The organism is Bacillus sp. FMQ74, from assembly GCF_001875785.1.
In the GTDB taxonomy this organism is placed as follows: Bacteria; Bacillota; Bacilli; order Bacillales; family Bacillaceae; genus Bacillus; species Bacillus stercoris.
The window spans coordinates 173,049-194,507 of sequence record NZ_MOEO01000002.1; the positions used below are offsets into that span (position 1 = coordinate 173,049).

Annotated in this window: 18 protein-coding genes and 1 pseudogene; 16 read left to right on the forward strand and 3 right to left on the reverse strand. The window is 44.3% G+C overall.

From position 1 onward, the window contains the following. Window positions 1–13 precede the first annotated feature (13 nt). The 5 genes from accD to BLL41_RS05380 all read left to right on the forward strand — a co-directional run bounded on the left by accD (window position 14) and on the right by BLL41_RS05380 (window position 5,268). Window positions 14–886, forward strand: a complete 873-nt coding sequence (gene accD / locus BLL41_RS05360) for an acetyl-CoA carboxylase, carboxyltransferase subunit beta (RefSeq protein WP_071577050.1) — start codon at window positions 14–16, stop codon at window positions 884–886. Continuing rightward, window positions 871–1,848: an acetyl-CoA carboxylase carboxyl transferase subunit alpha gene (accA, locus tag BLL41_RS05365; RefSeq protein WP_071577051.1), complete on the forward strand. Its 978-nt coding sequence runs from the start codon at window positions 871–873 to the stop codon at window positions 1,846–1,848. The genes accD and accA overlap by 16 nt, the downstream gene beginning before the upstream one ends. Before the next feature lie 183 nt (window positions 1,849–2,031). Beyond that, window positions 2,032–2,991, forward strand: a complete 960-nt coding sequence (pfkA, locus tag BLL41_RS05370) for a 6-phosphofructokinase (RefSeq protein ID WP_017695751.1) — start codon at window positions 2,032–2,034, stop codon at window positions 2,989–2,991. Between the two features lie 42 nt (window positions 2,992–3,033). Next, window positions 3,034–4,791: a pyruvate kinase gene (gene pyk / locus BLL41_RS05375; protein WP_071577052.1), complete on the forward strand. Its 1,758-nt coding sequence runs from the start codon at window positions 3,034–3,036 to the stop codon at window positions 4,789–4,791. 93 nt (window positions 4,792–4,884) lie between these two features. Continuing rightward, a complete protein-coding gene (locus BLL41_RS05380) occupies window positions 4,885–5,268 on the forward strand; it encodes an FxsA family protein (RefSeq protein WP_071577053.1) in 384 nt (127 codons plus the stop codon). 31 nt (window positions 5,269–5,299) lie between these two features. Here BLL41_RS05380 and ytvI read toward each other — a convergent pair whose 3' ends face one another. Beyond that, window positions 5,300–6,415: a sporulation integral membrane protein YtvI gene (ytvI, locus tag BLL41_RS05385; RefSeq protein ID WP_071577054.1), complete on the reverse strand. Its 1,116-nt coding sequence runs from the start codon at window positions 6,413–6,415 to the stop codon at window positions 5,300–5,302. A 96-nt stretch (window positions 6,416–6,511) separates the two neighbouring features. On the opposite strand from ytvI, the gene BLL41_RS05390 reads away from it, so the two are divergent. From BLL41_RS05390 to coaE, 10 genes and pseudogenes are all read left to right on the forward strand, one after another. Next, on the forward strand, window positions 6,512–6,976 hold the full coding sequence (locus BLL41_RS05390) for a DUF441 domain-containing protein (RefSeq protein WP_004398695.1): 465 nt from the start codon (window positions 6,512–6,514) through the stop codon (window positions 6,974–6,976). A gap of 333 nt (window positions 6,977–7,309) precedes the next feature. Then, window positions 7,310–8,428 (forward strand): citrate synthase, encoded by a 1,119-nt coding sequence (gene citZ, locus BLL41_RS05395; RefSeq protein WP_004398810.1) that lies wholly within the window; start codon window positions 7,310–7,312, stop codon window positions 8,426–8,428. A gap of 164 nt (window positions 8,429–8,592) precedes the next feature. Beyond that, window positions 8,593–9,864, forward strand: coding sequence for an NADP-dependent isocitrate dehydrogenase (gene icd, locus BLL41_RS05400; protein WP_003229433.1), 1,272 nt, complete (start codon window positions 8,593–8,595; stop codon window positions 9,862–9,864). A 43-nt stretch (window positions 9,865–9,907) separates the two neighbouring features. Next, window positions 9,908–10,846, forward strand: coding sequence for a malate dehydrogenase (gene mdh / locus BLL41_RS05405; protein WP_003237775.1), 939 nt, complete (start codon window positions 9,908–9,910; stop codon window positions 10,844–10,846). 211 nt (window positions 10,847–11,057) lie between these two features. Beyond that, on the forward strand, window positions 11,058–11,780 hold the full coding sequence (phoP, locus tag BLL41_RS05410) for a two-component system response regulator PhoP (RefSeq protein ID WP_071577055.1): 723 nt from the start codon (window positions 11,058–11,060) through the stop codon (window positions 11,778–11,780). Then, complete coding sequence (phoR, locus tag BLL41_RS05415; protein WP_071577056.1) at window positions 11,773–13,503, forward strand: sensory box histidine kinase PhoR; 1,731 nt, start codon at window positions 11,773–11,775, stop codon at window positions 13,501–13,503. Before phoP ends, phoR begins: the two co-directional genes overlap by 8 nt. Before the next feature lie 242 nt (window positions 13,504–13,745). Continuing rightward, window positions 13,746–16,388, forward strand: a complete 2,643-nt coding sequence (gene polA, locus BLL41_RS05420; protein WP_071577057.1) for a DNA polymerase I — start codon at window positions 13,746–13,748, stop codon at window positions 16,386–16,388. Window positions 16,389–16,410: 22 nt separating this feature from the next. After that, the gene (gene mutM, locus BLL41_RS05425) at window positions 16,411–17,238 is read left to right on the forward strand and encodes a DNA-formamidopyrimidine glycosylase (RefSeq protein WP_083427939.1); all 828 of its coding nucleotides are present in this window, start codon (window positions 16,411–16,413) and stop codon (window positions 17,236–17,238) included. Window positions 17,239–17,389: 151 nt separating this feature from the next. Then, window positions 17,390–18,040 (forward strand): annotated as a pseudogene (ytaF, locus tag BLL41_RS05430) (sporulation membrane protein YtaF); the annotation flags it as partial. A 15-nt stretch (window positions 18,041–18,055) separates the two neighbouring features. Continuing rightward, on the forward strand, window positions 18,056–18,649 hold the full coding sequence (gene coaE / locus BLL41_RS05435) for a dephospho-CoA kinase (RefSeq protein WP_071577059.1): 594 nt from the start codon (window positions 18,056–18,058) through the stop codon (window positions 18,647–18,649). A gap of 40 nt (window positions 18,650–18,689) precedes the next feature. Here coaE and ytbE read toward each other — a convergent pair whose 3' ends face one another. Next, window positions 18,690–19,532 carry an aldo/keto reductase YtbE gene (gene ytbE / locus BLL41_RS05440; RefSeq protein WP_071577060.1) on the reverse strand — a complete coding sequence of 281 codons (843 nt, stop codon included), beginning with the start codon at window positions 19,530–19,532 and terminating at the stop codon, window positions 18,690–18,692. A 23-nt stretch (window positions 19,533–19,555) separates the two neighbouring features. Then, window positions 19,556–20,746, reverse strand: a complete 1,191-nt coding sequence (locus BLL41_RS05445; protein ID WP_071577061.1) for an MFS transporter — start codon at window positions 20,744–20,746, stop codon at window positions 19,556–19,558. 182 nt (window positions 20,747–20,928) lie between these two features. Between BLL41_RS05445 and BLL41_RS05450 the strand changes: the two genes are divergently transcribed. Further along, the gene (locus tag BLL41_RS05450; RefSeq protein ID WP_071577062.1) at window positions 20,929–21,309 is read left to right on the forward strand and encodes a winged helix-turn-helix transcriptional regulator; all 381 of its coding nucleotides are present in this window, start codon (window positions 20,929–20,931) and stop codon (window positions 21,307–21,309) included. Window positions 21,310–21,459 lie beyond the last annotated feature (150 nt).

A 21,459-nucleotide genomic window follows, 5' to 3' on the forward strand; every position in this document is an offset into this window, starting at 1 on the left:
GGGAGGTAATCATTTGTTAAAGGATATATTCACGAAAAAGAAAAAGTATGCTTCCGTACCATCTGATCAAGCGAAGCACGATGTTCCGGAAGGCATTATGACAAAATGTCCTAAGTGTAAAAAAATCATGCTCACTAAAGAGTTGGATAAAAATATGCGGGTATGCATGAACTGCGATTATCATTTCCCAATGAACGCAAAACAGCGTATCGAAAGCTTGATGGATGAACAATCCTTTGAGGAATTCAACCAAGGAATGCTGTCGGAAAATCCGCTTGGTTTCCCGGGATATCTGGAAAAGCTTGAAAAAGATCGCGAGAAAACGTCCTTAAACGAGGCTATTGTGACAGGTAAGGGCACCATCGGAGGACACCCGGCTGTTGTCGCCGTCATGGATTCTTCATTCAGAATGGGCAGCATGGGTTCAGTCGTCGGAGAAAAAATCACGCTTGCGATTGAAAAAGCAAAAGCTGATAAAGTTCCGTTTATTATTTTTACGGCTTCAGGCGGCGCTAGAATGCAGGAAGGCATATTAAGTTTGATGCAGATGGCTAAGACAAGCTCTGCGTTAAAACTGTTCAGTGAAGAACAGGGTCTTATCATTTCAGTGATGACACATCCGACTACAGGAGGCGTATCAGCAAGCTTTGCATCTCTTGGCGATTACAATTTCGCTGAGCCTGGCGCGCTGATCGGTTTTGCCGGAAGACGTATTATTGAACAGACAATAGGAGAAAAACTGCCTGAGGACTTTCAAACGGCTGAATTTTTATTAAAACATGGACAGCTTGATGCGGTTATTCATCGCGACGATATGAAAAAAACGTTAGAAAATCTGCTGGATATGCATCAAACAGGAGGTGACATTGAGTGGCTCCAAGATTAGAATTTGAAAAACCGGTGATTGAACTGCAAAACAAAATTGCCGAACTAAAAAAATTCACCCAAGATTCCGATATGGATCTAAGTGCGGAAATCGAACGGCTGGAAGACCGTCTCGCTAAGCTTCAGGATGATATTTACAAAAATCTGAAACCATGGGACCGGGTTCAAATCGCGCGTCTGGCTGACCGCCCGACAACGCTTGATTATATCGAACACCTGTTTACTGACTTTTTTGAATGTCATGGAGACAGAGCATACGGTGACGATGAAGCCATTGTCGGCGGGATTGCGAAGTTCCACGGCCTTCCTGTAACGGTAATCGGGCATCAGCGCGGCAAAGACACGAAGGAGAACCTTGTCCGCAATTTTGGGATGCCGCATCCTGAAGGCTACAGAAAAGCGCTGCGTTTGATGAAACAGGCTGACAAATTTAACAGACCGATTATCTGTTTTATTGATACGAAGGGGGCTTACCCTGGACGAGCAGCGGAAGAAAGAGGACAAAGCGAAGCCATTGCCAAAAACCTGTTTGAGATGGCCGGCCTCCGAGTACCTGTTATCTGCATCGTCATTGGTGAAGGCGGAAGCGGCGGAGCCCTTGGTCTGGGTGTAGGCAACCACTTGCATATGCTGGAAAACTCTACTTATTCTGTTATTTCTCCAGAAGGTGCCGCTGCACTTTTATGGAAGGATTCCAGTCTTGCTAAAAAAGCAGCAGAAACAATGAAAATCACTGCGCCGGATTTAAAAGAATTAGGTATTATAGATCATATGATTAAAGAAGTAAAAGGCGGAGCGCACCACGATGTAAAGCTGCAGGCAAGTTATATGGACGAAACCCTTAAACAATCGTTAAAAACTTTGTTGAAGCTGAGCGAAGAAGAATTAGTTCAGCAGCGCTATGAAAAATATAAAGCAATTGGCAAAGTCTCGGTTGAAGATCAATATATCGGGGTAAACTAAATAAACGTGAAGCCTTTGGCTCACGTTTATTTTTTGTGACATTCCTTAAATTTTATTTAAAAACAATTTATTTAATTGTATAATAGGTAAGGTTTCATAGGGAGGATGGAGATCCCTTTTCATTGTTTTTAGGGCAATGATCGTGTTATGTTTAATCATATATGTTGCTGAGGTGAATGGAGAATGAAACGTATAGGGGTATTAACGAGCGGCGGGGATTCCCCGGGAATGAACGCAGCAGTTCGCGCAGTAGTCAGAAAAGCGATTTATCATGACGTTGAAGTTTACGGTATTTACAACGGATACGCGGGATTAATCAGCGGAAAGATTGAAAAGCTTGAACTCGGTTCAGTTGGCGATATTATACATCGCGGAGGCACAAAGCTTTATACGGCAAGATGTCCTGAATTCAAAACAGTTGAAGGCCGTGAAAAAGGAATAGAAAACTTGAAGAAGCTTGGTATTGAAGGCCTTGTTGTTATCGGCGGAGACGGTTCCTATATGGGTGCGAAAAAATTAACGGAACACGGGTTTCCATGTGTAGGTGTACCGGGTACAATTGATAATGACATTCCGGGCACTGATTTTACAATCGGTTTCGATACAGCTTTAAATACAGTAATTGACGCAATTGATAAGATTCGCGATACAGCGACTTCTCATGAACGTACATATGTAATCGAAGTAATGGGCCGTCATGCCGGCGATATCGCATTGTGGGCCGGTCTTGCAGGGGGAGCGGAATCGATCTTAATCCCTGAGGCAGACTATGACATGCACGAAATCATTGCTCGCTTAAAACGCGGCCACGAACGCGGCAAGAAGCACAGTATTATTATTGTTGCCGAAGGTGTAGGCAGCGGTGTTGAATTCGGGAAACGCATTGAAGAAGAAACAAATCTTGAAACTAGGGTATCTGTATTGGGCCATATCCAGCGCGGAGGTTCTCCTAGTGCTGCTGACCGTGTGTTGGCAAGCCGTCTCGGCGCATATGCAGTTGAACTGCTGCTTGACGGAAAAGGCGGACGCTGTGTAGGTATACAAAACAATAAGCTTGTAGACCATGATATTATAGAAATACTGGAGACAAAACACACAGTTGAGCAAAACATGTATCAGCTTTCAAAAGAACTGTCTATCTAATGTGCAGCTGAAGGCTGAAGATTTCAGAAGGAAGTGAACCAAATGAGAAAAACTAAAATTGTTTGTACCATCGGTCCAGCAAGTGAAAGTATTGAAATGCTTACGAAATTAATGGAGTCAGGAATGAACGTGGCTCGATTAAACTTTTCTCACGGAGATTTTGAGGAGCACGGTGCAAGAATTAAAAATATCCGTGAAGCAAGCAAAAAACTTGGCAAGAATGTTGGAATTCTGCTTGATACAAAAGGTCCTGAAATCCGCACACATACAATGGAAAACGGCGGCATTGAGCTTGAAACAGGCAAAGAGCTTATCATTTCAATGGACGAGGTTGTAGGAACAACAGATAAAATTTCAGTGACATATGAAGGTTTAGTCGATGACGTTGAACAAGGTTCAACGATTCTGTTAGATGACGGCCTTATCGGTCTTGAGGTACTTGATGTAGATGCCGCTAAACGCGAGATCAAAACAAAAGTATTAAACAACGGAACACTGAAAAATAAAAAAGGTGTTAACGTACCGGGCGTAAGTGTCAATCTTCCGGGTATTACTGAGAAGGATGCGCGAGACATCGTTTTCGGTATTGAGCAAGGAGTAGACTTCATCGCGCCATCTTTCATTCGACGTTCCACGGACGTGCTTGAAATCCGTGAGCTTCTTGAAGAGCACAACGCTCAGGATATTCAAATCATCCCTAAAATCGAAAACCAAGAGGGCGTTGACAACATCGATGCGATTCTCGAAGTGTCTGACGGCTTAATGGTTGCGCGCGGAGACTTAGGTGTGGAAATTCCAGCTGAAGAAGTGCCGCTTGTGCAAAAAGAACTGATCAAAAAATGCAACGCGTTGGGCAAACCTGTTATCACAGCGACACAAATGCTTGACAGCATGCAGCGCAACCCGCGTCCGACTCGTGCGGAAGCAAGTGACGTTGCAAACGCGATCTTCGACGGCACAGATGCGATCATGCTTTCTGGTGAAACTGCTGCCGGAAGCTATCCGGTTGAAGCCGTTCAAACCATGCATAACATCGCGTCCCGTTCTGAAGAAGCTTTGAATTATAAAGAAATTCTCTCAAAACGCAGAGACCAAGTAGGCATGACAATTACAGACGCAATTGGACAATCTGTCGCGCATACGGCGATTAACCTGAATGCTGCTGCGATCGTAACGCCGACAGAAAGCGGCCATACAGCACGCATGATTGCAAAATACCGTCCGCAGGCACCGATTGTTGCGGTTACTGTAAATGACTCTATTTCCAGAAAGCTTGCCCTCGTATCTGGCGTATTCGCGGAAAGCGGCCAAAATGCAAGCTCAACAGATGAGATGCTTGAGGATGCTGTCCAAAAATCATTGAATAGCGGAATTGTAAAACACGGCGATCTGATCGTTATTACGGCAGGCTCTGTCGGTGAGTCTGGCACTACGAACTTAATGAAAGTTTATACTGTCGGCGATATCATCGCTAAAGGCCAAGGCATTGGACGCAAATCAGCTTACGGTACGGTTGTCGTTGCCCAAAATGCAAAAGAAGCTGAGCAAAAAATGACTGACGGTGCGGTACTTGTTACCAAAAGCACTGACCGTGATATGATTGCATCTCTTGAAAAAGCGTCTGCTCTTATTACAGAAGAAGGCGGCTTGACAAGCCATGCTGCGGTAGTCGGATTGAGCCTAGGCATTCCAGTTATCGTTGGTCTGGAAAATGCGACATCTATTTTGACAGAAGGTCAGGATATTACAGTTGACGCTTCCAGAGGCGCAGTCTACCAAGGCCGTGCGAGCGTTCTTTAATCACAGGTGAAAACGGAAGGGGAATCCCTTCCTTTTCTCTTTATCTTGCCTTATGTTGAACAGAGGCGTGTTACACGTGTGGGGGGCTTGGATATGAGATTTTTATTTTTGCTTTTTATTGTGTTTCCGGCAATAGAAATCGGCATATTCCTCTTTTCAGGCAAGCTGATTGGCATTTTGCCGACAGTTCTTTTAATGATTCTGACAAGCATTATCGGAGCAGCAGCTGCAAAAAAACAAGGAACCGAAGTGTATTATAAGGTTCAGCGTGATCTTCAATATGGCAAAATGCCTGGGGAAGCGATTGCTGACGGCCTGTGCATTTTCATTGGCGGCCTATTGCTGATGCTTCCGGGCTTTTTATCAGATTTGGCCGGCGCCTGTCTTCTTATCCCGTTTACCCGCGGCTGGTGTAAGCCGATTCTGTTCAAATGGCTGAGAGGAATGTCAAAGAATAAGCGGATCATCATCAAATAAAAACGGCAGCCATGTAAAATGGGCTGCTGTTTTATTTTTGCTGAACGGTGATGTAGGACCATACTTCCTTTAATGCGCCTGTCGTAATGAAAGCTTGGATGATGACGAGAACAGCCGGACCGGCAATCAGTCCTAAAAACCCGAATAATTTAAAGCCGGCAAACAGGGCGATGAGCGTTGCCAGCGGATCGATCCCGATAGATTTACTGAGTATTTTAGGTTCTGTCAGCTGCCGCTGAACAAGAACGACGAGGTACAGTATGCCAATTCCGATCGCTTGGGGCAGCTGGCCTGTAATCGATAAATACAAAATCCACGGCACAAATACGGAGCCCGCACCCAAGTAAGGGAGAAGATCAACAAGCCCGATTAAAAAAGCGATTGTTGCGGCATGTTCAACCTTTAAAAGAGAAAGGCCGATAAACACAATCACCATCGTGATGAAAACGAGGACGGCTTGTGCTTTGATAAAACCAGTCATTGCTTTTTTTAATTCGCTGCTGATCGCTTTGCTGTTAGCTGTCACACGATCCGGCAGAATCAAAACAAGCATTGCTTTCAGCTTATGCCAATCCTTTGTCATAAAAAATGTTGCCAGAAGAGAAAAAATCAGAACCGCCGCCGTATTGGGAAGAAGCGCGAAAAACCTCGGGATCATTTCTAGAATGTGGGACAGCAGCAGCCCGGCATTTTTAGCGGCTGAATCACCGAGTGTCTGGATGTGGGTGACGATGGAAGCCTGCTGGTTCGTTTCCAATTCTTGAAACAAAAGAGTTAACTCGTTATAGAGCGGCTGAATATGAGTTGTAAACAATTTTTCGCAATAGGAAATAAACGTGCTGATATGCGGAGGCAGCGTTTTTGCTAGATAGGCTGTTCCCGTTACGATTTCGGCTACCAGAATGGTGAGAACGCCGAAGGCTGCGAGCAGAAAAAAAGCAAGCACGCCCAGAACATTTATCGTTCGGGGGAATCCTGTCACTTTGTCCAAATAATCGACAACAGGATGAATCACTGATGAAAGAATAAGGGCGATCAGGAACGGATAAGTTAACGGAAACGAATAATAGGCCGCAGCTATCGACCCTGCGGTAATTGATATGACAAAGAGGGTTCTGAAAAAAATAGTGATATAAGATTGATTCACGAAAACGGTCCTCCTCTCGTCAGCATGTCCTATTTTTTATATGTATTCACGCTGCGGCTGAATATGAATACATTCATCTTAAAGGAGGGATGGCATGTGTTTACACAAGCGAATTTATTTTTAATTTTACTCTTGGCCATCGCACTTATCGCAAAAAACCAATCATTGCTTTTTGCTGTATCCGTCCTTTTGATCATCAAAATCGTTGGACTTGATCAGAAATTATTTCCGACCATCCAGTCAAAAGGCATTAACTGGGGTGTGACCATTATTACCATCGCCGTTCTTGTCCCGATTGCCACGGGAGAAATCGGATTTAAGCAGCTTGGAGAGGCAATGCGGTCTTCCTACGCATGGATCGCCTTGGGAGCGGGAATCGCAGTGGCGCTGATTGCCAAAAACGGCCTGACCCTGCTGGAAAATGATCCGCATATTACAACTGCTCTCGTGATCGGGACCATTCTTGCAGTCGCGCTTTTTGGCGGAGTTGCGGTGGGGCCGCTGATCGGAGCGGGGATTGCTTATTTAGCCATGCAGATCGTAAAACTGTTCACTTCATAAAAAAAAGCGGCCTAATAGCCGCTTTTTTTTTATGCAAAAAACCGCAAATAAAGGCGTTTTTTCGGGGAAATCACAGAATGAAAAAAAAAATTATAGGTAAACATTTAACAAATGTCTGATTATTGTTTATAATAAGAATAGGCTTAAACTTAAATAAGCTTATAAGAATTTGTTATGTTCTTTCATAAGCAAAGGGTTTTAGTACCAGCAGCCAGTAAAATGTAAGCATTTTCTTTTTGGGGGAGAGAAATACTTGCATCGTGCTTTTTAAGTAAGCCTCATGTTTTTACAACACTCTTAAAGGGGAAATTTATTGAAAAGGAGATGTTATATATGACAGCGACACGCGGTCTTGAAGGGGTTGTAGCAACAACATCATCTGTTAGTTCTATTATTGACGATACCCTTACATATGTGGGGTATGATATCGATGATTTGACAGAGAATGCAAGTTTTGAAGAAATCATCTACTTGCTTTGGCATCTAAGGCTGCCAAACAAAAAAGAGCTTGAAGAGTTAAAGCAGCAGCTTGCAAAGGAAGCTGCCGTTCCGCAAGAAATTATTGAGCACTTCAAATCTTATTCCCTCGAAAATGTTCATCCCATGGCTGCTCTTCGGACAGCAATTTCATTACTAGGCCTGCTTGACAGCGAGGCTGATACCATGAACCCGGAAGCCAACTACAGAAAGGCGATCCGCCTTCAGGCAAAGGTGCCTGGCCTGGTTGCAGCGTTTTCCAGAATTCGCAAGGGTCTTGAGCCTGTAGAACCGAGAGAAGATTACGGTATTGCGGAGAATTTTCTTTACACATTAAACGGTGAAGAGCCTTCACCAATTGAGGTTGAAGCCTTCAACAAAGCATTGATTTTACATGCTGACCACGAGCTGAACGCGTCAACGTTCACAGCGAGGGTCTGCGTCGCGACACTTTCTGATATCTATTCAGGCATTACTGCAGCAATCGGTGCGCTTAAAGGGCCTCTGCACGGCGGGGCGAATGAAGGCGTTATGAAAATGCTGACAGAAATCGGTGAAGTGGAAAACGCTGAGCCGTACATCCGCGCTAAACTTGAAAAGAAAGAAAAAATCATGGGATTCGGCCACCGTGTGTATAAGCATGGTGATCCGCGCGCGAAGCATCTCAAAGAAATGAGCAAGCGCCTGACCAACCTGACGGGCGAAAGCAAATGGTATGAGATGTCGATTCGTATAGAAGACATCGTCACATCAGAGAAAAAGCTTCCGCCTAACGTTGATTTCTATTCGGCTTCTGTATATCACAGTCTCGGCATTGACCATGATTTGTTTACACCGATTTTTGCTGTAAGCAGAATGTCCGGGTGGCTCGCTCATATTCTTGAGCAGTATGACAACAACCGTCTGATCCGCCCGCGGGCAGATTACACAGGCCCTGACAAACAAAAATTCGTTCCGATTGAAGAAAGAGCCTAAAGAACCATTGGAGGCTGGCTTGCGTCAATGAGGTTAGCCTCTTGTTCAGAACATCAAATTTGAGTTACACTTTAAATTGAATGTTGAGAAAAATCATTTTGTTTTCTATATAAGAAAAATAAAATGTTTTCTAAATATGAATTACATACTGGGAGGTTTTTATTGTGGCACAAGGTGAAAAAATTACAGTCTCTAACGGAGTATTAAACGTACCAAACAACCCGATTATCCCGTTTATCGAAGGAGACGGAACCGGTCCTGATATTTGGAACGCGGCTTCGAAGGTTTTGGAAGCAGCAGTAGAAAAAGCATACAAAGGTGAAAAGAAAATTACATGGAAAGAAGTTTATGCCGGAGAAAAGGCTTATAATAAAACAGGTGAGTGGCTCCCTGCTGAAACATTAGATGTGATCCGCGAATATTTCATCGCGATTAAAGGCCCGTTAACGACACCTGTCGGCGGCGGTATCCGTTCTTTGAACGTAGCGCTTAGACAAGAGCTTGACCTATTCGTCTGCTTAAGACCTGTAAGATACTTTACTGGAGTGCCGTCACCGGTAAAACGCCCTGAAGATACTGATATGGTCATCTTCCGTGAAAATACAGAAGATATTTACGCAGGCATCGAGTATGCAAAAGGCTCAGAAGAAGTACAAAAGCTTATCAGCTTCCTTCAAAATGAGTTAAACGTCAACAAAATCCGTTTCCCTGAGACATCAGGTATCGGCATTAAGCCTGTTTCTGAGGAAGGAACAAGCCGTTTAGTCAGAGCTGCCATTGATTATGCAATCGAGCATGGCCGCAAATCCGTAACGCTTGTTCATAAAGGAAACATCATGAAGTTCACTGAAGGCGCCTTCAAAAACTGGGGCTATGAACTTGCTGAAAAAGAGTACGGAGATAAAGTCTTCACATGGGCTCAATATGACCGCATTGCTGAAGAACAAGGAAAAGACGCTGCCAACAAAGCGCAAAGCGAAGCGGAAGCAGCAGGAAAAATCATTATCAAAGACAGCATTGCTGACATTTTCCTTCAGCAGATCTTAACGCGTCCAAACGAGTTTGATGTCGTTGCGACAATGAACTTAAACGGAGATTACATTTCTGATGCCCTTGCTGCGCAAGTAGGCGGAATCGGCATTGCTCCTGGAGCGAACATCAACTATGAAACAGGACATGCGATTTTTGAGGCGACGCACGGAACAGCTCCTAAATATGCAGGCCTTGATAAAGTAAATCCATCTTCAGTTATTCTTTCAGGCGTTCTGCTTCTTGAGCATTTAGGATGGAACGAAGCGGCTGATTTGGTTATCAAATCTATGGAAAAAACAATCGCTTCTAAAGTCGTAACTTACGATTTTGCCAGATTAATGGATGGCGCGACTGAAGTGAAATGTTCAGAGTTCGGAGAAGAACTGATCAAAAACATGGACTAAGCAAGGAAAAAGCCTAAAACTAGCCATAAAGGAGAAGAGAGACATGGGAAATACTCGTAAAAAAGTTTCTGTTATCGGAGCAGGTTTTACCGGAGCTACAACTGCATTTTTAATCGCTCAAAAAGAGCTGGCAGACGTTGTTCTTGTTGACATTCCGCAATTGGAGAACCCGACAAAGGGAAAAGCGCTTGATATGCTTGAAGCAAGCCCGGTTCAAGGCTTTGACGCAAAAATTACGGGAACATCCAATTACGAGGATACAGCTGGCTCTGACATTGTTGTCATTACCGCCGGTATCGCAAGAAAACCTGGTATGAGCAGGGATGATCTTGTCTCTACAAACGAAAAGATTATGAGAAGCGTTACGCGGGAAATCGTGAAATATTCTCCTGATTCTATTATTGTGGTGCTGACAAATCCTGTTGATGCAATGACATACGCGGTGTACAAAGAATCAGGCTTCCCTAAAGAGCGTGTAATCGGCCAGTCCGGTGTGCTTGATACGGCGAGATTCAGAACATTTGTGGCAGAGGAATTAAACCTGTCAGTGAAAGATGTGACTGGTTTCGTACTCGGCGGACACGGTGACGATATGGTGCCGCTTGTGCGTTATTCTTATGCCGGCGGTATCCCGCTTGAAACTCTCATTCCGAAAGAACGGATTGACGCAATTGTGGAGCGCACTAGAAAAGGCGGAGGCGAAATCGTGAATCTTCTTGGAAACGGAAGCGCGTATTATGCGCCTGCGGCTTCTCTGACAGAAATGGTCGAAGCGATCCTGAAAGATCAGCGCCGCGTCCTTCCTACAATTGCTTATCTTGAAGGAGAATACGGCTATGAAGGCATCTACCTTGGCGTTCCTACAATTGTAGGCGGCAACGGACTTGAACAAATCATTGAACTTGAACTGACAGACTATGAAAGAGCGCAGCTGAATAAATCAGTTGAATCTGTCAAAAATGTCATGAAAGTATTATCCTAATAAAAAGAGAGAAAGGCTTGCTTGATACAGCCTTTCTCTTTTTACTATGTATGAAAGCGTTATCATTCTCATTTTTATTTCTTTTAAAAATGGTGTAAAAGGCGAATTGTCGGAATGTCCTGCTTTCGGTAAAATAAAATCATGAAACATGTTAAGATGACATAAAATAGAGAAATAGGATGTCGGGGAATTATAATACTGGAGGCACAGCATGAACAAGAAAATTTTAGTTGTGGATGATGAAGAATCTATTGTTACTCTTTTACAGTACAATTTGGAACGATCAGGCTATGATGTTATTACCGCCTCGGATGGGGAAGAAGCACTCAAAAAAGCGGAAACAGAGAAACCTGATTTGATTGTGCTTGATGTGATGCTTCCAAAATTGGACGGAATCGAAGTATGTAAGCAGCTGAGACAGCAAAAACTGATGTTTCCCATTTTAATGCTGACAGCGAAGGATGAGGAATTCGACAAAGTATTAGGGCTTGAGCTTGGTGCTGACGATTATATGACCAAGCCGTTCAGTCCAAGGGAAGTAAATGCGAGAGTCAAAGCGATTTTAAGGCGTTCGGAAATGGCTGCGCCCTCTAGTGAAATGAAGAACGATGACATGGAAGGCCAGATCGTAATTGGCGATCTTAAAATCCTGCCTGATCATTATGAAGCGTACTTTAAAGAAAATCAGCTTGAACTGACACCGAAAGAATTCGAACTGCTGCTTTATTTAGGCAGACATAAAGGCAGAGTTCTAACAAGAGATCTGCTGCTGAGCGCAGTCTGGAATTATGATTTTGCCGGAGATACGAGAATAGTTGATGTGCATATCAGCCATCTTCGCGACAAAATTGAACATAACACTAAAAAACCGATCTATATTAAAACGATTAGGGGATTGGGGTATAAACTGGAGGAGCCAAAAATGAATGAATAAAAACCGTGTGCGCCTTTTTTCTGTATTCGTTGTCTGTTTGATTCTGGTGTTTTGTGTCCTCGGGCTGTTTTTACAGCAGCTCTTTGAAACATCTGGTCAAAGGAAAGCAGAGGAACACATTGAAAAAGAAGCAAAATACATGGCTTCGCTACTTGATGCCGGCAATCTAAATGATCAAACAAACGAGAAAATCATTAAAGATGCAGGCGATGCGCTTGATGTGAGGGCATCCGTTATCGATACAGACGGCAAGGTGCTGTATGGGTCAAACGGGAGAGCGGCAGATTCCCAAAAGGTGCAGGCGCTTGTTTCTGGCCATGAGGGGATTCTTTCAACAGCAGATAACAAGCTTTATTACGGACTTTCACTTAGAAGCGAAGGTGAAAAAACAGGATATGTGCTGCTTTCCGCCTCTGAAAAAAGCGACGGCTTGAAAGGCGAATTGTGGGGGATGCTGACGGCCAGTCTTTGTACTGCATTTATCGTCATTGTTTATTTTTATTCCAGCATGACCTCACGTTATAAAAGGTCAATAGAAGCAGCGACAAATGTAGCCACAGAACTTTCCAAGGGGAACTATGATGCACGGACGTACGGCGGCTATATCAGGCGCTCTGATAAGCTTGGCCGTGCGATGAACAGCCTTGCCATTGATCTGATGGAAATGACCCGAACGCAGGAGATGCAGCGGGATCGGCTGCTGACAGTCATTGAAAACATTGGCTCCGGACTGATTATGATCGACGGAAGAGGCTTTATTAATCTTGTAAACAGGTCTTATGCCAAGCAGTTTCATATCAATCCGAATCAGATGCTGCGCCGTCTTTATCACGATGCATTTGAACATGAAGAAGTGATCCAGCTAGTCGAAGATATTTTTATGACGGAGACAAAGAAATGCAAGCTGTTAAGACTTCCGATCAAAATAGAACGGCGTTATTTTGAAGTGGACGGCGTTCCGATTATGGGGCCGGACGATGAATGGAAGGGAATTGTGCTCGTTTTCCATGACATGACGGAAACGAAGAAATTAGAGCAGATGAGGAAGGATTTTGTGGCCAATGTTTCTCATGAGCTGAAAACGCCGATTACGTCCATAAAAGGGTTTACGGAGACGTTATTGGACGGGGCGATGGAGGACAAAGAGGCGCTTTCTGAATTTCTCTCTATTATTCTTAAGGAAAGCGAAAGACTTCAGTCTTTGGTTCAGGATTTGCTCGATCTCTCAAAAATCGAGCAGCAAAATTTCACGCTCAGTATCGAAACGTTTGAGCCAGCCAAAATGCTTGGTGAGATTGAAACGCTTCTGAAGCATAAGGCGGATGAGAAAGGCATTTCCTTACAACTGAATGTCCCGAAAGACCCTCAATATGTATCAGGTGACCCGTACAGGCTGAAACAGGTATTTCTTAATCTCGTAAACAATGCGTTAACCTACACGCCTGAGGGAGGTTCCGTGGCTATCAATGTAAAGCCCAGAGAAAAAGACATTCAGATTGAGGTCGCTGATTCCGGAATCGGAATTCAGAAAGAAGAAATTCCGCGCATCTTTGAACGCTTTTACCGGGTAGATAAAGACAGAAGCAGGAATTCGGGCGGAACCGGGCTGGGCCTTGCGATTGTCAAGCATTTAATAGAAGCTCATGAAGGGAAAATTGATGTCACAAGCGAGCCGGGGCGTGGAACTGTCTTTACCGTGACGCTGAAACGGGCCGCTGAATAATGTTTACAAAGGTTTAACAATATCTTCATGCACTGTTAAACCTATGCTGGTAGGATGTAGTAGAACCCCTTCATCCAAGGAGCCAATTTTGACGGCGGGAACCAATTTGTGTTCCCGTCCTTTTTTGTGTCTTCTCTTATAGTTCACGTATTTTCCTTTCAAATTGAACTTTGTTAAAATAAGAGGAGCTAATGACTATGTAAGAGATGAATGGAAGCTGAGGCTTCTTAGGAGGAAATTGAATGACGGAACGAAAAAAATTAGTGCTTGTAGACGGAAACAGTCTGGCTTACCGGGCGTTTTTTGCATTGCCGCTGTTAAGCAATGACAAAGGTGTTCATACAAATGCCGTATACGGCTTTGCGATGATTTTAATGAAAATGCTTGAGGATGAAAAACCGACGCATATGCTGGTTGCGTTCGATGCCGGGAAAACAACATTTCGTCACGGCACATTTAAAGAATATAAAGGCGGCAGACAGAAAACCCCGCCTGAGCTTTCCGAACAAATGCCGTTTATCCGCGAGCTGCTTGATGCCTACCAGATCAGCCGCTATGAACTGGACCAATATGAAGCGGATGATATTATCGGTACACTGGCCAAATCGGCTGAAAAAGACGGATTTGAAGTAAAGGTTTTCTCAGGAGATAAGGATTTAACCCAGCTGGCAACGGATAAAACGACAGTTGCCATTACGAGAAAGGGAATTACCGATGTTGAATTTTACACACCGGAGCATGTCAAAGAGAAATACGGGCTTACGCCTGAACAAATCATTGACATGAAGGGTCTGATGGGCGATTCCTCAGATAATATCCCGGGTGTGCCCGGCGTCGGAGAAAAGACTGCGATTAAGCTTTTAAAACAATTTGATTCCGTTGAAAAGCTGCTGGAGTCCATTGACGAAGTGAGTGGAAAGAAATTGAAGGAAAAGCTTGAGGAATTTAAAGATCAGGCATTGATGAGCAAGGAGCTTGCGACGATTATGACGGACGCTCCGATTGAGGTATCTGTTTCCGGCCTGGAATATCAAGGCTTTAATCGTGAACAGGTCATTGCCATCTTTAAAGATCTTGGCTTCAACACGCTTCTTGAACGGCTTGGGGAAGACAGTGCAGAAGCGGAGCAGGATCAGTCGTTAGAAGACATTAATGTCGAAATCGTTACAGACGTAACCAGCGGCATATTGGGTTCTCCATCCGCACTTGTCGTTGAACAGATTGCCGATAATTATCATGAAGAGCCGATTCTCGGATTTTCGATCGTAAATGAAACGGGAGCTTATTTCATTCCGAAAGACATTGCCGTTGAGTCTGAGGTGTTTAAAGAATGGATGGAAAATGACGAGCAGAAGAAATGGGTCTTCGACAGCAAGCGGGCTGTTGTTGCCTTGCGCTGGCAGGGCATTGAGCTAAAGGGTGCCGAGTTTGATACGCTCCTTGCGGCCTATATCATAAATCCGGGCAATTCATATGACGACGTTGCGAGTGTGGCAAAGGATTATGGCCTGCATATCGTTTCGAGCGATGAATCCGTTTACGGCAAAGGAGCAAAACGGGCAGTGCCGTCAGAAGACGTACTTTCTGAGCACCTTGTCCGAAAAGCGTTAGCGATTCAAAGCCTTCGGGAAAAGCTCGTTCAGGAGTTGGAAAACAATGACCAGCTTGAACTGTTTGAAGAGCTGGAAATGCCTCTTGCGCTTATTCTCGGCGAAATGGAATCAACTGGCGTTAAGGTCGATGTTGACCGTTTAAAACGGATGGGTGAAGAACTGGGTGCGAAGCTGAAGGAATATGAAGAAAAAATCCATGAGATTGCGGGAGAGCCGTTTAACATCAATTCTCCGAAACAGCTAGGCGTCATCTTATTTGAAAAGATCGGCCTTCCTGTCGTAAAGAAAACGAAAACAGGCTATTCTACGTCTGCCGATGTGCTTGAAAAGCTGGCTGACAAGCATGATATTGTCGACTATATTTTGCAGTACAGACAAATTGGCAAGCTTCAATCAACATATATCGAAGGGCTTTTAAAGGTGACGAGACCTGATTCGCATAAAGTGCACACGCGCTTTAATCAGGCCCTAACGCAAACTGGCCGTCTCAGCTCGACTGATCCGAATCTGCAAAACATTCCGATCAGGCTTGAGGAAGGACGAAAAATTCGCCAAGCTTTTGTACCGTCTGAAAAAGACTGGCTCATTTTTGCAGCCGATTATTCACAAATCGAGCTGCGGGTGCTTGCCCATATTTCAAAGGATGAAAATCTTATCGAAGCTTTTACAAACGATATGGATATTCATACGAAAACGGCAATGGATGTGTTCCATGTTGCTGAGGATGAAGTGACATCTGCGATGAGGCGCCAGGCGAAAGCGGTCAACTTTGGCATTGTTTACGGCATCAGCGATTACGGTCTGTCACAGAACCTCGGCATTACCAGGAAGGAAGCCGGTGCTTTTATCGACCGCTATCTGGAAAGCTTCCAAGGCGTAAAAGCGTACATGGAAGATTCAGTTCAGGACGCGAAGCAAAAAGGGTACGTAACAACACTTATGCATCGACGCCGCTACATTCCTGAGCTGACGAGCCGAAACTTTAATATTCGCAGTTTTGCGGAGCGGACGGCCATGAATACACCGATTCAAGGAAGCGCCGCTGATATCATCAAAAAAGCTATGATTGACATGGCTGCCAAGCTGAAAGAAAAACAGCTGAAAGCAAGGCTGCTGCTTCAAGTACACGATGAATTGATTTTTGAAGCGCCTCAGGAAGAAATTGGAATTCTTGAAAAGCTTGTTCCTGAAGTAATGGAGCATGCGCTTGCATTAGATGTGCCGTTAAAGGTGGACTTTGCATCAGGCCCATCTTGGTACGATGCGAAATAAACAGAGATAGGAAGTGATGGATGTGCCGGAATTACCAGAGGTTGAGACGGTCCGGCGCACTCTGACCGGGCTTGTAAAGGGAAAAACAATCAAATCGGTAGAGATCAGATGGCCGAATATCATCAAACGGCCTGCCGAACCGGAGGAATTTGCGCGAAATCTAGCAGGAGAAACGATACAATCCATCGGAAGAAGGGGAAAGTTTTTGCTGTTTCATTTAGATCATTATGTCATGGTTTCCCACCTGCGAATGGAAGGGAAATACGGGCTTCATCAAGCGGAGGAGCCTGACGATAAACACGTGCATGTCATATTTACGATGACGGATGGAACCCAGCTCCGTTACAGAGATGTTCGGAAGTTTGGAACCATGCACTTATTTAAACCGGGAGAAGAGGCGGGCGAGCTCCCGCTTTCTCAGTTAGGTCCGGAGCCGGATGCAGAAGAATTTACGAGTGCGTATTTAAAAGAACGGCTTGCCAAAACAAACCGCGCTGTCAAAACTGCCCTGCTGGATCAAAAAACGGTCGTTGGACTAGGGAACATTTATGTGGACGAGGCTCTTTTCAGAGCGGGTGTCCATCCCGAGACAAAAGCAAATCAATTATCAGATAAAACAATCAAAACCCTTCACGCTGAAATCAAAAATACCCTGCAGGAAGCGATTGATGCGGGCGGCAGCACAGTCCGCTCGTATATCAACTCCCAAGGGGAAATCGGAATGTTCCAGCTGCAGCATTTTGTGTACGGAAAAAAAGACAAGCCATGCAAAAATTGCGGAACGATGATTTCGAAAATTGTCGTCGGAGGAAGAGGCACGCATTTTTGCGCAAAATGCCAGAAAAAATAGCAGCATAAAGCTTCATCGTCCAAGCTGTCGGTGCATATATCAGTAACTCTGTAATAGAGGATGCCATTTTTGAAACACGGATTTTTCACTTCCCCATATATATGATTGTGATGAATCCCGGGCATTTCACATCTGATACAAGAGCACCAACAGAAAGGAAGAAACGGATATGCAAATGGTTTCTATACTGCTGCTGGCGTTGGCTGTCAGCTTGGACAGTTTTTCAGTCGGATTTACGTACGGATTGAGAAAAATGAAAATACCGTTTAAAGCGATTTTGGTTATCGCCTGCTGTTCCGGTGCTGTCATGTTTATATCCATGCTGATCGGAAGCTTTCTCACAAAGTTTTTTCCTGTATATGTGACGGAGAAGCTTGGCGGTTTGATATTGGTTGGAATTGGTGCGTGGGTTCTGTATCAATTTTTCAAACCGGCGAAAGACAAGGAATACCTATTGCATGAAAAAACGCTGCTTAATTTAGAGGTTCGGTCATTAGGGATTGTGATTCATATTTTGAGAAAACCGATGAGTGCGGATATCGACAAATCGGGTGTGATCAACGGAATTGAGGCGGTCTTATTGGGATTTGCCTTATCGATTGATGCTTTTGGAGCAGGTATAGGCGCAGCCATTCTCGGTTTTTCACCGATTGTGATGAGCATCGCCGTGGCCATCATGAGCTCGCTGTTTGTATCAATTGGGATCAATGCCGGCCATTTTCTCTCTAAGTGGAAATGGATCGATAAAATGGCGTTTTTGCCAGGGCTTCTGCTGATCACGATTGGGCTCTGGAAATTGTAAAAAGGAGTGGATCTCTTGACCTTAGTCATTGGTTTAACGGGAGGAATAGCTAGCGGCAAAAGCACGGTAGCCAATATGCTGATTGGAAAAGGAATAACAGTTATAGATGCAGATATCATTGCAAAACAAGCGGTAGAAAAAGGGATGCCGGCCTACCGGCAAATCATTGACGAATTCGGTGAAGACATACTGCTCTCAAATGGCGATATAGATCGAAAAAAGCTTGGGGCGCTGGTATTTACAAATGAACAAAAGCGTCTCGCCTTAAATGCAATTGTTCATCCCGCAGTCAGGCAGGAAATGCTTAAGCGCCGTGATGAGGCCATTGCAAATCGGGAGGCATTTGCTGTATTGGATATCCCACTTTTGTTCGAAAGCAAATTGGAATCATTGGTTGATAAAATTATTGTGGTCAGTGTGACAAAAGAGCTCCAACTGGAACGTCTGATGAAGCGCAATCAGCTGACGGAAGAAGAAGCAGTCAGCCGTATCCGCTCTCAAATGCCCTTAGAGGAAAAAACAGCAAGAGCAGATCAAGTCATCGATAACAGCGGCACGCTCGAAGAGACCAAAAGGCAGCTTGATGAAATCATCAACAGCTGGGCATAATACAAAAAACACCGTTCATATTGAACGGTGTTTTTTGCCATTAAAAATCAAAGTTGTCCGGATCAGGGCCGACGCGCAAGTTTTCATTCAGGGCATCGATTCGGTTCATGTCATCCTGTGTTAATTCAAAGTCAAAGATACTTGCATTTTCTTTAATACGGTGTTCTTTCGTTGATTTTGGAATCGTGATGATGCCATGCTGCAGATCCCAGCGCAAAATAATTTGCGCGACAGATTTGTTATATGTTTGAGCGATGTCAGCCAATACAGGATGATCCAGAAGCTGCCCCTGCATTAAAGGTGACCAAGCCTCCATCTGGATGCCCTGATTTTGGCAGTATCTAATCAATTCTTTTTGTGTGAGGCGCGGATGAAATTCCACTTGGTTAATCATAGGCTTAATTTCAGCTGCCGTCATCAGATCTTCAAGATGGTGAATTTGGAAGTTGCTTACGCCAATTGCTTTGATACGGCCTTCTTTATACAACGTTTCAAGCGCTCTCCAAGCATCTTTATACTTTCCTTCTACAGGCCAGTGGATGAGGTATAGATCTAAATAATCCAGACCGAGTTTTGACAGGCTTGTCTCAAATGCGGCGAGTGTTGCCTCGTAGCCTAAATCTGCATTCCATACTTTTGATGTAATAAACAGATCCTCTCTTGTGATGCCAGCCTCTTCAATGCCCTGCCGAATTCCTTCTCCGACTCCAGCTTCATTTCCATAAATAGCTGCAGTGTCAATACTGCGGTACCCGTGGGCAATGGCGGTTTTAACTGCGTTTACCAGTTCAGATCCTTCCTCCACTTGGAAGACGCCGAGGCCGAACCAAGGCATCTTCACCCCATTATGAAGTGTTGCTGTTGCTTGTAAATGTGTTGTCATGTTTATTCCCTCCTTTAAAATTGTCAGGCTTCCTGCCGATCCCGTTTTTCCATCAAGCGGCTCCAGCCTGTTAAAATGACTGCTCCGGCCACCATTAATCCGCCTATCCAAGCGGTATGAATTAATCCGATTGAATCGGTGATCACACCACCAAGGTATGAGCCAAGCGCGATCCCTGCATTAAAGGCAGCGATATTCATCGCGGATGCGACGTCAACTGCACTCGGGACAAAACGCTCAGCCAGCATGACGACATACACCTGAAGGCCGGGCACGTTCATAAAGGCCAGCAATCCCATACAAAGAATGGTGATGAGGCCTGCTGCTTGATATGAGGCCGTAAATGTCAGTACAAATAGAACGATTGCCTGTACGATAAACATATAGAATAAAGCGGCAATCGGATTTCGGTTAGACAGCTTTCCGCCAATCATATTTCCGATAGCGATAGCGATTCCATATCCGAGCAGAATCACTGCAACAGTTCCGGCTTTGAAGCCTGTTACTTCCTGAAGCAGGGGAGACAGATATGTGAATACAACAAATGTTCCTCCGTACCCAAGAGCTGTAATGACAAATAAAAGCAATAACCGGCCGTTTGTCACAAGTTTCAATTGATCCCGCATCGTTGTTTTTGTCCCTTTTCGTAGTTTGGACGGTACAAGAATGCCATTTGTAATGAAAGCAATGACTCCGACGGCGATAATGACCATAAAGGCAAAACGCCAGCCGAACTGCTGGCCGATAAACGTGCCGAAAGGAACTCCGGTTACAGTTGCCACAGTGAGGCCGGTAAACATAATCGAAATCGCGCTGGCCCTTTTATTTTCCGGGACAATATCCGCTGCGATTGTCGAGCCGATTGACATAAACACACCGTGCGAAAATGCCGATATAACACGTGCTGCTAATAAAATCCCGATGCTTGAAGCGGTTGCCGCCATCGTATTACCGGCAATAAAAATAAACATGATCCAAAGCAATAGTGTCTTACGAGACATGCTTGAGGTCAATGAAGTTAAAATAGGTGCTCCAAATGTAACGCCGAGCGCATAAAGGGAAACGGTCAATCCCGCTGTTGTGACTGGAATATGCAGGTCATCAGCAATGAGCGGCAAAAGGCCGACACTGATAAATTCGGTTGTCCCTATCGCGAATGCACTTACGGCCAAAGCCAGGAGTGCAGGAATACTGCTTTTATTGGCTGAAGTCATGATGTTCCTCCTTTGTATGTGTGTTGTATGATTGAAATTCTGCTGAGTAAGCTATATAAATAAAAAAGAGCAGATTCAAATCAGCCGGCAAATGTGATTATGAAACATATCGTTAGGAAAGAAAAGTACGTACTTTTAAGTGCTATAGTCACTTTTTGGTGCCTGTAAGGAGAATGGAATGTATGGAGAAGAAAAAATATAACATTTCTGTTGAAGCGACTCTTGAAGTGATTGGCGGGAAGTGGAAATGCGTTATTTTATGCCATCTGATGCACGGAAAAAAACGCACGAGTGAATTAAAGCGCCTGATGCCCAACATCACGCAAAAGATGCTGACCCAGCAGCTGCGTGAGCTGGAAGCGGACGGTGTCATTAACCGGATCGTTTATAATCAGGTTCCTCCCAAAGTGGAATACGAGCTCAGCGAATACGGGCGCAGCTTAGAAGGGATTTTAGATATGCTGTGTGCTTGGGGAGCGAATCATATTAACAGGGTGTACGGGGATACATTTTCTGTGTTAGAAGAAAGTGTGCTCAATGATAAGTTGAAACTGGAATCATAAAAGCATGAGGGCAGTCAGTGCAGAGCGCTGGCTGCTTTTTTGGTTCTTCGGCCTGATATTCTGTGCAAGAAAACATATGATGTATCATAAATTAGCGTTATAATCGTTGATTTTTATCAATATGTACTGGCGAATTCGTTTTAATGTGTT

Coding starts and splice junctions, on each gene's coding strand:
- pyk (WP_071577052.1), top strand. CDS start 3,034: ATGAGAAAAACTAAAATTGTTTGTACCATCGGTCCAGCAAGTGAAAGT.
- ytbE (WP_071577060.1), bottom strand. CDS start 19,532: ATGACAACACATTTACAAGCAACAGCAACACTTCATAATGGGGTGAAG.
- citZ (WP_004398810.1), top strand. CDS start 7,310: ATGACAGCGACACGCGGTCTTGAAGGGGTTGTAGCAACAACATCATCT.
- BLL41_RS05380 (WP_071577053.1), top strand. CDS start 4,885: ATGAGATTTTTATTTTTGCTTTTTATTGTGTTTCCGGCAATAGAAATC.
- phoR (WP_071577056.1), top strand. CDS start 11,773: ATGAATAAAAACCGTGTGCGCCTTTTTTCTGTATTCGTTGTCTGTTTG.
- phoP (WP_071577055.1), top strand. CDS start 11,058: ATGAACAAGAAAATTTTAGTTGTGGATGATGAAGAATCTATTGTTACT.
- pfkA (WP_017695751.1), top strand. CDS start 2,032: ATGAAACGTATAGGGGTATTAACGAGCGGCGGGGATTCCCCGGGAATG.
- mdh (WP_003237775.1), top strand. CDS start 9,908: ATGGGAAATACTCGTAAAAAAGTTTCTGTTATCGGAGCAGGTTTTACC.
- polA (WP_071577057.1), top strand. CDS start 13,746: ATGACGGAACGAAAAAAATTAGTGCTTGTAGACGGAAACAGTCTGGCT.
- BLL41_RS05445 (WP_071577061.1), bottom strand. CDS start 20,746: ATGACTTCAGCCAATAAAAGCAGTATTCCTGCACTCCTGGCTTTGGCC.
- BLL41_RS05450 (WP_071577062.1), top strand. CDS start 20,929: ATGGAGAAGAAAAAATATAACATTTCTGTTGAAGCGACTCTTGAAGTG.